This window comes from Falsiroseomonas oryzae, from assembly GCF_027856955.1.
Classification (GTDB): Bacteria; Pseudomonadota; Alphaproteobacteria; order Acetobacterales; family Acetobacteraceae; genus Falsiroseomonas; species Falsiroseomonas oryzae.
Genome location: NZ_JAPSMD010000144.1, coordinates 1 through 12,257 on the forward strand (window position 1 = coordinate 1; position 12,257 = coordinate 12,257).

Genomic DNA, 12,257 nt, shown 5'->3' on the forward strand with positions numbered 1-12,257 from the left:
CAGGGCCGCGCGTGGCGCCGGCGACGGACAGCGCCAGGTTGGCCGCGATGGTCGTGGTGCCGGCGCCGCCACGGGCGCCGCAGACCGCGACGACGCGCCCGCCGCGGCCGCCCGAGTCGCGCTCCACCACGGCACCGGCGATCGCCGGCCCGAACAGGCGCGCCACGTGGTCGCGGGTCAGCGGCTTGTAGATGTATTCGTGCACGCCGAAGTCGTGCGTCAGGCGGCGGTAGAGCGGCAGGTCATCCCGGTCGCCGACCACCAGCACGCGCACGTCCGGCTCGCAGACCGCGGCCAGCCCGTCGAGCGCAGGCGTCGGGTCCTCCATGCCGGAGACATCGACGATCAGCACATGCGGCGTCGCCTCGCGCTCCATCGCGCGGGCCGCGGTGGTGACGCCGCCGCGGCGGATCTGCAGTTCCTCGACCAGCGGACCGAGGCCGCCACGCAGCGCGGCCTCGCTCTGCTCGTCGGTGACGAAGGCGACGACCTGCGGACGGCCGGCGCCGGCGGTCTCGGCCCCCGTGCGGGGCGCGACGCTAGCGCCGGACATTGGTGCCCACCGGCGGCGGAAGGGCGGAGACGCCGGTCTGCACGGCGGTGCCGCGGCCGGCCACGGTGGTGCCGTCCTCGCCAGGCGCGGAGGGGAAGCCGAGCCGGGCAGCGGCCATCGCCGCGGCCTCGCCGCGCGTCGGCGTCAGCGGCGCCTGGCCGCGCTGCAGGTCCGCGGGGTTGGCGACCATGGCGCGCAGGTTCGCCTCGTTCACCCCGCGCGACTGCCAGGTACCTGGTGCCTCGTAGGGTTCGTAGGCGCAGCCGGTACCCGCCAGCAGCAGCGGCACCCAGAGCAGCGAGGATCGCTTCGGCATGCGGGTCACCCTTGTCATTCGACGCGGAAGCCGAGGCCGGCGGGCAGCGGCGGGACGGCGGGGCCGCCCTCGCGGATCTGCCGCTGGCGCAGGATGCGCTCGAGGCTGGTGGCGGGGCGGAAGCCGTCCGTCGGCGCGGCCAGCGCCGTGGGGTCGGAGACCGGCTGCACGAGGTAGGGCGTGACGATGATCACCAGCTCCGTCTCGCGCCGCTGGAAGCGGTCGGAGCGGAACAGCGCGCCGAGCACGGGCACGTCGCCGAGACCGTTGATGCCCTCCTGCGTCTGCAGCGTGTTGCGCTGGAGGAGGCCCGCGATGGCGAAGCTCTGCCCGCTGCCGAGCTCGATCGTGGTCTCGGCCCGGCGCACCGCCAGCGCCGGGATGCGCAGCGTTCCGCCGAGGGTCGGCAGGCTGATCGCACCCTGCTCGCTCAACTCGCTCACCTCGGGCCGGACCCGCAGCGTCAGGCGGTCGTTGGCCAGCACGGTCGGCACGAAGGCCAGGCTGACGCCGAAGGGCTTGAACTCGATGGTGACGGTGGTCGCGTTGTTGGTGCCGGAGCCGGCGACCGGGATCGGGAACTCGCCGCCGGCCAGGAAGCTCGCCACCTCGCCCGACTGCGCGGTCAGGTTCGGCTCGGCCAGGATGGTGACCAAGTTGTCGGCCGCGAGCGCGTCGATGATGGCGTTCACGTCCCAGCCGCCGGAGCGGTAGGCGGCACCCAGGCGCTGCGTCGAGCCGAGGGCGGCGCCGCCGATGCCGCCGCCGATGTTGTTCGCGAGCGCGCCGCCGCCGCCACTGGCGAGGGCGAAGGCGAAGTTGCCGACATTGCCCACGGCCGCCCAGTTGAACCCGAACTGCCGCGTCAGGTCGCGGGAGATCTCCGCGACGCGGACGCGCAGGTTCACCTGGATCGAGGACAGCACGGCGATCTCGTTCAGGATCTCCGTGTCCTCGTTGGCGAAGCCCCGGGCGATGGTTTCCACCCGGCGCGCCTCCGCGGGGGTGGAGACCGTGCCGCTGAGCACCACGAGGCGGCCGGCCACGCGCACGCGCACGTTGCCCGGCCCGGACATCATGGAGCGGATCTGGGACTCGATCGCCGCGGCGTTCAGCGGGCGCGGCCCGGTGGGCGCGGCGGCGGCCTGGCCCTCGGCGCGCTGGCCGAACACGGTGACGTCGTATTCGACGACAGGCCGTCCGGACTCGTTGGTGGCGATCACGGTGGTGCGCCCGTTGGCCACGGCCATGACGAAGATGCTCGTCGGCGAGGAGGGCTGCACGCGCGCGACGCGCGGGTCGGATGCCATCACCGCCGCGGCCGGCGACGGCAGGGTGAGGAGGCGGCCGGTGCCGGCCTCCAGCCGCAGCGGCACGACGGTGACCGGCGCCGTCGCGGCCGCGCCGTTCGTCAGCGTGCCGGTGGTCGGCATCGGGGCCAGGGGCTGCGCGACGGCCGGGGCGGCGAGGAGCAGCAGGAGGGGAAGGACGGGGCGCATCACTGGAAGGTCACATCCGTTGCGTCGCTGCCCTGGAAGACGCGCATCCGGGCGGGGGCCTGGCCTGTCGGGCTGCCGAGCGCGTTCGACACGTCGCCGCCGAACACCGGCACGACCGTCCGCGCCTCCAGGTGCTCGTCGAGCGCCGGGCGGACGGTGACGGCGAGCCGGCCGAGCTGCTCGGCGACGGCGACACGCTCCGCGGCTTCCGGCGTCACTTCCAGCGTGACGGTGCGCGCCACGCGCTGGACGCCCAGCGAGCCGTTCTGGCCGCCCTGCGTGATCTGCTGGTCGATGGCGATGACGCGCAGGCGGGTCAGCACCGTCTCGGCGGTGACGCGGCGGGCGGCCGGCGTTTCCGCCGGGTTGAAGTTCTGCACCAGCACGAGGTCCACCAGGTCGCCCGGCGCCACCAGGCCGCCGGCGCCGGTGGCCGCGTCCACGCCGATGCTGATGGCGCGGTGGCCCGGCCGCAGCACTGCGGCGAGGAAGCCACGCTCGCCGGGATGCAGCAGGTCCTCGCGCGTCAGCGGCGCGCCCGGCGGCACGAAGCGGCGCACCAGGGCGCCGCGGAACTCGGCCTGGGTGGCGGCATTGGCGAGCAGCGCATCGGGCGGCGCGGCGGGCATCTCGACGGAGACGAGGTCCGCCTCGTTCAGCAGGGTGCCGGATGGCAGGGCGCGGGCGGCGGCCAGCACGCGCACCGCGGTGGGCTGCGGCAGTGGTGCCGGGGCGGCGACCGCCTCGATGACCTGCGCGGGCTGTCCGCCGCGCATGGCGATGCCGCCCATGCCACCGGCGGCGAGCAGAAGAAGGACGATGGCCAGACGACGCCATGTCATGGGTCTATGCTCCGAGACCGGCCGCGACGGTGCCTGCGGCTATGGCAAGGGCGTAGGGCATGGGCCCGCGGCGCGCGATGCGATGGGCCTCCAGAACGGCCACGCGCAGCGGCAGCGCGGCCTGGGGGCGGAAGGCGGGCTTCGGCATGATGCGCGACAGCCCGAGATAGAGCAGCGCCAGGATGCCGCCGGCGATGCCGATGGCGAACAGCAGCTCCGGCACCTCGGATGGCGCGAAGCCGACGGCGATGGCCGCGATCAGCTTGACGTCGCCGCCGCCGATCATCCCGCGCGCATGGAGGAAGAGGAACCCGACGCCGATGAGCAACGCGACGCCCAGCGAGGCGGCCGCGGCGGCCGGGCCTTCCAGCAGGCGATAGCCGAGGCCCACCGCGAGAAGGGCGAGGCTGCAGCGGTCCGGGATGGTCCGCGTCGCCAGGTCGCACCAGGCGGCGAAGCCGAGGATGGCTGCCATGATGAGAAGCATCGCAACCGCCTCCTGTACACGGGGACCCGCGGCGGACCGGAGGCCGGGCCGCCGCGGAGCCTTAGAAGATCAGGTCGGGACCTTGGCCGTGATGGTCGAGAAGACCTTGTCGAACACGCCGTCCACCTGGGTGGACAGGGCGGCCACGGCCACCACGACGACGGCGCCGAGCACGCCGTATTCGATGGCGCTGATGCCGCGGCGATCACCGAGGACGCGGCGGACGGAAACGAGAACCAGATCGAGCATGTTGTCTCCCCTTTTCCTTCGAGAGGTTAGGTTGCAGGACTTCTACCCTGCGGGAGACCCGCCGGGCCGGGCTGTCGACTGATCCGCAGGGCGGTTCGCGGCGACTTCCGGAGCCGGATATTTGAGAATGCCGATCCCGACAGCAATCGTGAATCTCGCGTTCGATCTTGATTCTGACAAAATCGCACAGCGCCCGATCTGTTCAAGAAAGTGGTGCGCCGGGCGGCGCGTCTTCATGGATTATGCCGAGTTGTAAATGAGTGGGGCGGGCTACACTCACGTCGCTATTTTCACTTTGCAACGCCGACCGACCTACATTTCCTGACGTCGCGCCGCAGGCGCGCCTTGTCCTGATGTCGCGGCGCAGGCGCGCCTCGCGGCGGCCGGCCGTGCCCGGCGTCAGCCGGGGACGGCGTCGATGACCGTCGTGAAGACCTTCTCGAAGGCCCCGTCGAGCTGCGTGGCCAGCGCCGCGACCGCGACGATGACGATGGCGGCGAGTACCGCGTACTCGAGCGCGCTGATGCCCTTCCGGTCCCAGAAGAGGGCCCGCAGGTTCGGGATGGCGCTGGGCGCGGGGAAGCAGACCCGCTCGGACATCGGACCTCCTTGCCGGCGGACGAGATGACGGCGCTCGTGGCGGTGGCGGCCATGCGCGCCCGGCTGGCGATCCGGCGCGCTCGGCGGGCGTCGGAAATGACGGGATATGGCCGGCGTTCCGCAATGTCCCGGGCGGCGCCGCGACGTCTTTTCTACAAATCCCGACGCTTGATTGAATAGAGTCGCATCCCGGTCGCACTGTTCTTTCCGTTGCGCCCCGAGGTCCGTCGCATGTTGCGGCGGCTTGCGTCGAGGCGTCGCTTGGCGGGCTTGCCTGCCGGGCCGGTCCGGCTGGCCCCGCTGGCCGGCCCGTAGTGTCTCGCAGAATGGGACCGCGCGCACAAAAGCTGACATTCCAGCCGCGGAGAGGGTTGGCCGGAGCTCCGGCCGGCCGCCGTTCCTGCGCGCGACGCTCGGCCTTGCATCGGTGGCCCACGTCCGCCTCGTGCCGTCCGCCAGCCGAAATGCAATCATAACGCGAAATCATGGCTGGAGAATGTAGCTTTTCTTACGAATTGTGACGGTTCCGGACTATACGGAACGTCATAAGCGAGGAATCATCACCTTCGCTTTCGCGCGACAACAATCTCAAAAAGAGACAGCCCCATGACCGTCGCCACCATCCACGACCGCCTCGTCCGGCTGCGCCGTGACCGCCGCGGCGTCACCTCCGCTGCCTTCGCCGGCGCGGGCGTGGTCCTGTTCGGCGCCGTCGCCATGGCGACCGATGTCGGCGTCTGGTACGCCGCGCGGCGGGACGCGCAGTCCGCCGCGGATGCCGCGGCCATTGCCGGCGCGCTGACCCTGCCGCGCGCCACCGCCACGCAGGCGCGCAACTCCGCGCTCGACCTCGCGGCCCGCAACGGCTTCGCCCATGCCGGCGCGACGACGGTCGCGGTGAACATCCCGCCCATGGCGGGGCCGCGGCGCACCGACCCCAATGCGGTGGAGGTGGTGGTGCGGCAGCAGCAGACGATGGGCGCTGCCGGCATGTTCCTCTCCAGCCCGCCCACCGTGCAGGCCCGCGCCGTCGGCACGCTGCGGGACGATCGTCCGGTCTGCCTGCTCGCCTTGACCGACGGCATCAGCCTCGGCGGCAGCGCGGCGATCTCCGCGCCGGACTGCGCCGTCGCCTCCAACCGGCGCAGCGGCGATGGCTTCTCCATCTCGGGCAGCGCCAGCCTCGCCGCCTACACTGTCAGCGCGGTGACCACCTGCGACGGCTGCGACCGCGCGGCGCTGCGCGTGACCGAACCCTACAAGGAATGGCAGTTCGCCGCGACCAATCCCTATGCGGCGCTCGACACCAAGCTGCTGCCGCGGTTCAACGGCAGCAGCTGCCTCAATCCGTCGGGCCAGGCCACGCTCGAGCCCTATGAGACGAATGGCGGCCGCGCCTATTGCCAGGACATCCGGCTCAACGCCGGCGAGACGCTCACGCTGCGGCCCGGCACCTATTACCTGTCCAACGCCTCGCTGCGGATCAACGGCGGCGCGACGCTGCGCTGCAGCGGTTGCACCGGCGGGCAGGGCGTGACGATCGTGCTGACCGGCAATCCGAACACCGTGGGCGAGATCGACGTCAACAGCGCCGCCACCGTCGAACTCAACGCGCCCGCCAACCCGGCCGATCCCGACTGGCGCGGCATCCTGTTCTATCGCGACGTGCGTGCCTCCACCGGCGGCACGGCGGTGCGGCTGAACGGGGGCGCCGGGCTGCGGCTGGCGGGCGGCATGTATTTCCCGTCCTCCGTCGTGCAGTTCACCGGCTCGTCGGGGATGACCGGGTGCACGGTGCTGGTGGCCGCGGCGCTGGATTTCCGCGGCAATGCCTCGGCCGCCGTGTCCTCCTGCGCGTTGACCGGCACGCAGACGCCGGTGACGCGCCGCGTCGCCGTGGTGGAGTAGGGGCCGCGCGCCGTACGACGCCACACATCGTGGATGCGTGAAGTCATTCATTAGTCAAAACGTTTCGCTACAACTCCGAACTGGCCTCCGCGTGGACGGCCGGGCATCCCTGCAGCCATGCAAAAGGGGCCCGGACACCTGTCTCTGCCATCGTCGTGCCGAAGCCGGCGCGGCGTCCTCGCGCGGCTGGTCGCCGATCGCCGCGGCGTCACCTCCTATGCCGTCGCTGCGGGCCTGGTGACGATCTTCGGGGCGGCGGCGATCTCCACCGACGTGGGCAGCTGGTATGCGGCGCGCCGCGCCGCCCAGAACGCCGCCGACGCCAGCGCCGCCGCAGCGGCCGTGACGCTCGCCTTCTCGACGGCGGAGGCGGCGCGCACCACCGGCCGCGACGTGGCCGCCCGCAACGGCTTCACCCACGCCGTCGGGGGGCCGACGACCGTCACGGTCAACGTGCCGCCCACCACCGGCGCCCGCACCGGCGACCCGAGCGCTGTGGAGGTCGTCGTGCAGCAGCGCCAGGTCCTCGGCGCCTCCGGCTTCTTCCTCACCGCGCCGCCCACCGTGACGGGGCGATCGGTCGCCACGCTGCGCGATGCGCGCAATGTCTGCCTGCTCGCCCTGACCGGCCAGGTGACCGCGGGTGGCAACGCGACGGTGACGGTGCCGAACTGCGTCATGGCGTCCAACCGGCGCGGCGGGCCGGGCATGGACTTCGGCGGCGGCAGCTACGCCATCACCGCCTACAGCATGGTCACCGTGGCGGATTGCCAGGGCTGCAACGGCAACGCCCGCATCGCCCTGACCGAGGGTGCGCGCGAATGGCAGCCGCCTATCGCCGATCCCTTCGCCCACCTCCAGTCCAAGGTGATGCCGCGGCCCACCAATGGCTGCGCCTCCGTGCCGAACGGCCGCACGGTCAACCTTGCGCCCTATGAATCGAACGGCCGCCGCGTCCTGTGCGGGAACATCCGGGTCAATGGCGGTGACACGCTGACCCTCTCCCCCGGCACCTACTACATCCACAATGGCAGCCTGACGGTGAATGGCGGCGGCACGGTGCGTTGCCCGAGCTGCGTCGGCGGGGCGGGGGTCGCCATCGTGCTGACCGGCGATGCCGCCTCGATCGGCGAGGTTCGCCTGAACGGCAATTCCGTCATCGACCTGCGCGCGGCGCTGACGGCGGCCGACCCCGACTACAACGGCATCCTGATCTACCGCGACGTCCGTGCGCCGGCCGGCAGCACCGTGCGGCTGAACGGCGGCACCACGATGAGCCTGGTGGGCGGGATCTACCTGCCCTCCTCGCATGTGGAGGTGACGGGCAATGCGGCGGCGATCGCCTGCACCGTGGTGGTCGCGGCATCCATCGACTTCCGCGGCACGGCGGACGTGACCGACTGCAATCTCGTCGGCACCCGCGTGCCGCAGACCAGGATGGTCGTGGTGGCGGAATAGTGCGGCGCGGCTCTCGTCGCGCGGGGACATTTTCTCACAAATCCGAACGCGCCCCGCTGGCGCCGCGGCGGCACATTGCCGCCTCATCGACAGCAGACATGCGCGAAACAACAATGCCGTCGCCAAGCCCCCTCCGCAGCCTCCGCCGCCTGGTTGCCGATCGCCGCGGCGCCAGCTCGCTCGCTATCGCCGCCTCCATGGTCACCGTCTTCGGGGCCGCGGCGATCGCAACGGATGTCGGCAGCTGGTATGCCGCCCGGCGCGGCGCGCAGAATGCCGCCGATGCCGGCGCCGCGGCCGCCACCGCGACGCTGTCCTACACCGACGCGACGACGGCGCGCACCGCCGCGCGCGACGTCGCGGCGCGCAACGGCTTCACCCACGCGGTGGGCGGCCCGACGACGGTGGACGTGTTCATCCCGCCGCGCAGCGGGCCCAACGCCTCCAACCCCAGCGCGGTGGAAGTGGTGGTGACGCAGCGCCAGCAGCTCGGCGCCTCCGGCTACTTCCTGAGCAGCGCCCCGAGCGTGGTCGGGCGTTCCGTCGCCACGCTGCGCGACGCGCGGAACGTCTGCGTGCTGGCGCTCAGCGGCCAGCTCTGGACGGGCGGCGACCTGGCGATCAATGCGCCGACCTGCGTGCTCGCCTCCAACCGCCGGGCATCGCCCAGCATCGAGGTCACCGGCAACAGCCTGGCCGTCACCGCCTTCAGCCTGGCCGCGGTGGCCAGCTGCCAGAACTGCGGCAACGCCAACGTCGTGCTGACCGAACGCTTCAAGGAATGGCAGCCGCCGATCGCCGACCCCTATGTCCACCTGCAGAGCAAGACCATGCCGCGGCCGACCAACGGCTGCATGAACCGCGGCCAGGGCAACACCAACCTTCAGCCCTACGAGGCGAACGGCCGGCGCATGATCTGCGGCGACCTGCGCATCAATGGCGGCGAGGTGCTGAACCTCTCGCCCGGCACCTACTACATCTTCAACGGCGGCCTTTTCGTGCAGGGCGGCGGCACGCTCCGTTGCTCGACCTGCACCGGCGGCGCCGGCGTGACGATCGTGCTGACGGGTGACCCCGCGCAGATCGGCGGCATCACCATCAACGCCAATTCGGTGGTGGACCTGCGCGCCGCGCGCACGGCCGTGGACCGCGATTACGACGGCGTCCTGTTCTACCGCGACTTCCGTGCCACGACGAACAATATCAACAACCCCTCCATCGACATCAACGGCACCACCGACATGCGCCTGTCCGGCGCGCTCTACTTCCCGACCAGCTACGTCCGGATGAACGGCACGGCGGGATCGGTGCTGTGCAGCGTCGTCGTCGCGGGCTCGATCACCTTCACCGGCACCGCCGACGTGACGCAGTGCGCGGAGGTGGGCACCCGCGTGCCGCAGACGCGGCTGGTGATGGTCGCAGAATGACGGACCGGCTGCGCTCGTACGCCGCGCGGCCCGCCCGTCGTCCCGGGCTCCGCGCGCCCGGCGCGCGCCGGCGCGGCGGCTGGGGCACGGTCGAGCTTGCGCTGATGACGCCGCTGTTCGCGGCCGTGCTGGTCGGCATGATGGATGTGGGCCTGGCGGTGGAGCAGCACATGCGCCTGCAGGTCGCCGCCCGGGCGGGGGCGCAGGTGGCGCTGCGCAACCCCACGGACAACAGCGCCATCACCGCCGCGGCCCGCGCGGCGGCGCCCGACCTTCCCAGCATGACCGTGACGCCGAGCGGGCTCTGGTGCGAGTGCAACAACGCCCCGACCACCTGCACCAGCGCGTGTGTTGCCGGCCTGCAGCGCTTCGTGCGGGTGGAGGCGCGGCACCCCTTCAGCCCGATCACGCCGCTGGTCCCCAGCACCGTCTCCGCCAGTGTCACGCTCCGTATTCAGTAGGAGCCGGCGCGGCTCCTCCGCCGTCGAATTCGGCATCGCGCTGCCGATCCTGGCGATCGTGATGATCGCCTGCGTGGATGTGGGCCGCTACGTGGCGGCACGGAACTCGCTGCGCGCCGCGGTGGGGGAGGTGGTGCGCGCGGCCACGACCAGCACCACCATGAGCGGCTGCACCGATCCCAAGACCTATGCGCTGGCCAGGGTGGACCTGCTCGAGGCGACCCTGCTGAACATCTGCGTCGTCCGGGCGGCGGACTCGATCACCGTCTCGGCGGATTATACATTCACCTTCTCCGTGCTAAATTTCGGCACGGCTCCCCGGACGCTGCGCGCCACCGTCACCTCGCCGCTTTGACCGCGGCCGCCGCCGCCGAGCCGCGATCCGCTTGCGACCTTGGGAATGTCCATGACACGCCAGCCCGGCGAAGGTGCGGAGGATGAAGCCGGCGAGCGGCCAATGGCCGGCGGCGAGCAGCTGGAGGCCGCCGCCGCCCTGTCCGCCGCGGTGGCGCACGACCTCGGCAACATGCTGACCGTGCTGATCGGGAACGCCGAGTTCCTGATGGAGGGGCTGGCCGGCCAGCCGGACCTGGCGGAGATGGCGAAGCTGATCTTCGGGGCGGCGCAGCGGGGCAGCGAGCTGACGGCCCGGCTGGATCAGTTCGGCCGGCGCGTCCAGCCCGCCGCCACGCCGACCGACACGGCCGAGGCCCTGGCCCGCTTTGCCCGGCGCCTGGAACCCGGCCTGCCGCCCGGCATCCGGCTCGAGATGCTGGCCGAGCCGGACCTCGGGCGTGTCCTGGTCACGCCCACCGCGCTCGGCCTGGTGCTGGACGAGCTGGCGGCGAACGCCGTCGCGGCGATGGGTGCGCAGGGGCGGTTGCGGGTGATCGCCGGCACCGAGCCGGCCCCGGCCGGCGGCAGGCGGGTGATCCTGGTCGTGGAGGACACCGGCCGGGGCATGGATGAGGAGACCCTGCGCCGTGTCCTGCAGTTGCGGTTCGTGTCCGGGATCGCGGGCCACAAGACCGGCATCGGCCTTCCGCTCGCGATGCGCGTGGCCCAGGCCGGCGGCGGAGAGTTGCGAATCGCGAGCCGCTCAGGCAATGGGACGCGCGTCACGCTCGACCTGCCAGCTGCGACATAGGGGCGTGCGAAAAAGCCACACTGCCTAGATTCTCGTCACAAACCTTGCAGGTGTGGGTTGCAATTCTTAATTCCACCGCACATTGTGTGACCGCATGTTCACACCGCGGTCAGTCCTGGTCGTAGAGGACGACGTGCAAGTCGCGTCGACCCTGGCCGGCGCCCTGGAAAGGGACGGCTGGCATACGGAAACCGCCGTCTCCCTGGCGGAGGCGCGGGAACGGCTGGCGTCCTCTACACCTCGCATCCTGCTGGTCGATCTCGGATTGCCGGACGGCAGCGGAATGGCATTTGTCCGAGAAGCGTCGACGCGCCCCGACCTCGGCATCATCGTCGTCACCGGGCGTGGCGACGAGGTGGACCGCATCATCGGCCTCGAGCTCGGCGCCGACGACTACGTGACGAAGCCCTTCTCCGTGCGGGAGATGACCGCCCGCATCCGTGCGCTGTCGCGGCGGATGGATGCCAAGGGCACCGCCGCGGCCGAGGCGCCGGCCGCCACCACGGCCACGGCCTCGATGCCCGCCCCGGCCGGCCCCGGCCGCCACATGGCGGGCGTCGTGTTGGACCCGCTGCGCCTGAAGGTCATCGCCGCCGACGGCACCGAGGTACGGCTCACCGGCGCCGAGGCCGGTCTCCTGAAGCTGATGCTCGAGGCGCCGGAGCACACCGTCGAACGCGAGGCGATCGCCGAGCGCGTGCTCGGCCATCGGCTGATGCCGCACCAGCGCGGCGTGGACCAGCTCGCCTCCATGCTGCGCCGGAAGCTGGCGCAGGCCTCCGATCAGCGGATCCAGGTCCTCGCCCTGCGCGGGCGCGGATACCGGCTGGTGGCCTGAGTTCCGGCCGGCGGACGAACGCGCGGTGATGCGGCAGGCCGAGGAGACATCGTTCGGCCTGCCGGGCATCCTTGTCGTCGATGACGAGCGCCAGATCGTCGATCTGCTCACCCGCTACCTCGTGCAGCACGGCTTCCGTGCGATCGGCGCCTACACGCCCGAGCAGGCGCACGCCCAGGCTGTCGCCGATCCCGGCATCGCGGTGATCATCACCGATGTGCGCATGCCCGGGAAATCCGGCCTGGCGCTGGCCGAGGAGCTGGTGCGCGGGCGGCCGGAGATCTTCGCCCTGGAAGTGGTGCTGGTCAGCGGCGCCGGCATCGACCAGCCGGACCTCGACGCGATCGGCGCCCGGACCTTTGACGTGCTGCGCAAGCCGTTCCGGCCGAGCGACGTCGCCGCCGTCGCGGCCCGTGCCCTGGCGGCCAGCGAGCAGCGCCGGCAGTTCGCCGCGCGCGCCGCGGGCAGCACG

At 71.8% G+C, this 12,257-nt stretch carries 14 protein-coding genes and 1 pseudogene; 8 read left to right on the plus strand and 7 right to left on the minus strand.

Going from position 1 to position 12,257, the window contains the following annotated elements:
• From OZN99_RS15155 to OZN99_RS15185, 7 genes and pseudogenes are all read right to left on the minus strand, one after another.
• Window positions 1-553, minus strand: a pseudogene (locus OZN99_RS15155) (AAA family ATPase); the annotation flags it as partial.
• Window positions 540-869: a hypothetical protein gene (locus OZN99_RS15160; RefSeq protein ID WP_270936084.1), complete on the minus strand. Its 330-nt coding sequence runs from the start codon at window positions 867-869 to the stop codon at window positions 540-542. The pseudogene OZN99_RS15155 and the gene OZN99_RS15160, both read right to left, overlap by 14 nt.
• A gap of 14 nt (window positions 870-883) precedes the next feature.
• Window positions 884-2,368, minus strand: a complete 1,485-nt coding sequence (locus tag OZN99_RS15165) for a type II and III secretion system protein family protein (RefSeq protein WP_270936085.1) — start codon at window positions 2,366-2,368, stop codon at window positions 884-886.
• Window positions 2,368-3,210, minus strand: coding sequence for a Flp pilus assembly protein CpaB (cpaB, locus tag OZN99_RS15170; protein ID WP_270936086.1), 843 nt, complete (start codon window positions 3,208-3,210; stop codon window positions 2,368-2,370). Before cpaB ends, OZN99_RS15165 begins: the two co-directional genes overlap by 1 nt.
• A gap of 4 nt (window positions 3,211-3,214) precedes the next feature.
• Window positions 3,215-3,697 (minus strand): A24 family peptidase, encoded by a 483-nt coding sequence (locus tag OZN99_RS15175; protein WP_270936087.1) that lies wholly within the window; start codon window positions 3,695-3,697, stop codon window positions 3,215-3,217.
• A gap of 69 nt (window positions 3,698-3,766) precedes the next feature.
• On the minus strand, window positions 3,767-3,946 hold the full coding sequence (locus OZN99_RS15180) for a hypothetical protein (protein WP_270936088.1): 180 nt from the start codon (window positions 3,944-3,946) through the stop codon (window positions 3,767-3,769).
• 399 nt (window positions 3,947-4,345) lie between these two features.
• Window positions 4,346-4,546 carry a hypothetical protein gene (locus OZN99_RS15185; RefSeq protein WP_270936089.1) on the minus strand — a complete coding sequence of 67 codons (201 nt, stop codon included), beginning with the start codon at window positions 4,544-4,546 and terminating at the stop codon, window positions 4,346-4,348.
• Between the two features lie 606 nt (window positions 4,547-5,152).
• Between OZN99_RS15185 and OZN99_RS15190 the strand changes: the two genes are divergently transcribed.
• The 8 genes from OZN99_RS15190 to OZN99_RS15225 form a co-directional block, all read left to right on the plus strand.
• The gene (locus tag OZN99_RS15190; RefSeq protein WP_270936090.1) at window positions 5,153-6,454 is read left to right on the plus strand and encodes a pilus assembly protein TadG-related protein; all 1,302 of its coding nucleotides are present in this window, start codon (window positions 5,153-5,155) and stop codon (window positions 6,452-6,454) included.
• Window positions 6,455-6,571: 117 nt separating this feature from the next.
• Window positions 6,572-7,912, plus strand: coding sequence for a pilus assembly protein TadG-related protein (locus tag OZN99_RS15195; protein WP_270936091.1), 1,341 nt, complete (start codon window positions 6,572-6,574; stop codon window positions 7,910-7,912).
• A gap of 113 nt (window positions 7,913-8,025) precedes the next feature.
• On the plus strand, window positions 8,026-9,339 hold the full coding sequence (locus OZN99_RS15200) for a hypothetical protein (protein ID WP_270936092.1): 1,314 nt from the start codon (window positions 8,026-8,028) through the stop codon (window positions 9,337-9,339).
• Entirely contained in the window at window positions 9,336-9,800 is a 465-nt protein-coding gene (locus OZN99_RS15205; RefSeq protein ID WP_270936093.1) for a TadE family protein, read from the plus strand. Before OZN99_RS15200 ends, OZN99_RS15205 begins: the two co-directional genes overlap by 4 nt.
• Window positions 9,778-10,155 carry a TadE/TadG family type IV pilus assembly protein gene (locus OZN99_RS15210; RefSeq protein WP_270936094.1) on the plus strand — a complete coding sequence of 126 codons (378 nt, stop codon included), beginning with the start codon at window positions 9,778-9,780 and terminating at the stop codon, window positions 10,153-10,155. The genes OZN99_RS15205 and OZN99_RS15210 overlap by 23 nt, the downstream gene beginning before the upstream one ends.
• Before the next feature lie 51 nt (window positions 10,156-10,206).
• The gene (locus OZN99_RS15215; protein ID WP_270936095.1) at window positions 10,207-10,947 is read left to right on the plus strand and encodes a sensor histidine kinase; all 741 of its coding nucleotides are present in this window, start codon (window positions 10,207-10,209) and stop codon (window positions 10,945-10,947) included.
• Window positions 10,948-11,041: 94 nt separating this feature from the next.
• Entirely contained in the window at window positions 11,042-11,785 is a 744-nt protein-coding gene (locus tag OZN99_RS15220) for a response regulator transcription factor (protein WP_270936096.1), read from the plus strand.
• 28 nt (window positions 11,786-11,813) lie between these two features.
• Window positions 11,814-12,257 (plus strand): response regulator (locus OZN99_RS15225; RefSeq protein WP_270936097.1); only part of this gene is annotated, 444 nt, incomplete at its 3' end.

Bases quoted from the DNA above. Each gene is read 5' to 3' on its own strand.
- OZN99_RS15195 (WP_270936091.1), top strand. From the start codon at position 6,572: ATGCAAAAGGGGCCCGGACACCTGTCTCTGCCATCGTCGTGCCGAAGC.
- OZN99_RS15200 (WP_270936092.1), top strand. From the start codon at position 8,026: ATGCCGTCGCCAAGCCCCCTCCGCAGCCTCCGCCGCCTGGTTGCCGAT.
- OZN99_RS15175 (WP_270936087.1), bottom strand. From the start codon at position 3,697: ATGCTTCTCATCATGGCAGCCATCCTCGGCTTCGCCGCCTGGTGCGAC.
- OZN99_RS15185 (WP_270936089.1), bottom strand. From the start codon at position 4,546: ATGTCCGAGCGGGTCTGCTTCCCCGCGCCCAGCGCCATCCCGAACCTG.
- OZN99_RS15220 (WP_270936096.1), top strand. From the start codon at position 11,042: ATGTTCACACCGCGGTCAGTCCTGGTCGTAGAGGACGACGTGCAAGTC.
- OZN99_RS15180 (WP_270936088.1), bottom strand. From the start codon at position 3,946: ATGCTCGATCTGGTTCTCGTTTCCGTCCGCCGCGTCCTCGGTGATCGC.
- OZN99_RS15205 (WP_270936093.1), top strand. From the start codon at position 9,336: ATGACGGACCGGCTGCGCTCGTACGCCGCGCGGCCCGCCCGTCGTCCC.
- OZN99_RS15215 (WP_270936095.1), top strand. From the start codon at position 10,207: ATGACACGCCAGCCCGGCGAAGGTGCGGAGGATGAAGCCGGCGAGCGG.
- OZN99_RS15190 (WP_270936090.1), top strand. From the start codon at position 5,153: ATGACCGTCGCCACCATCCACGACCGCCTCGTCCGGCTGCGCCGTGAC.
- OZN99_RS15160 (WP_270936084.1), bottom strand. From the start codon at position 869: ATGCCGAAGCGATCCTCGCTGCTCTGGGTGCCGCTGCTGCTGGCGGGT.
- OZN99_RS15165 (WP_270936085.1), bottom strand. From the start codon at position 2,368: ATGCGCCCCGTCCTTCCCCTCCTGCTGCTCCTCGCCGCCCCGGCCGTC.
- cpaB (WP_270936086.1), bottom strand. From the start codon at position 3,210: ATGACATGGCGTCGTCTGGCCATCGTCCTTCTTCTGCTCGCCGCCGGT.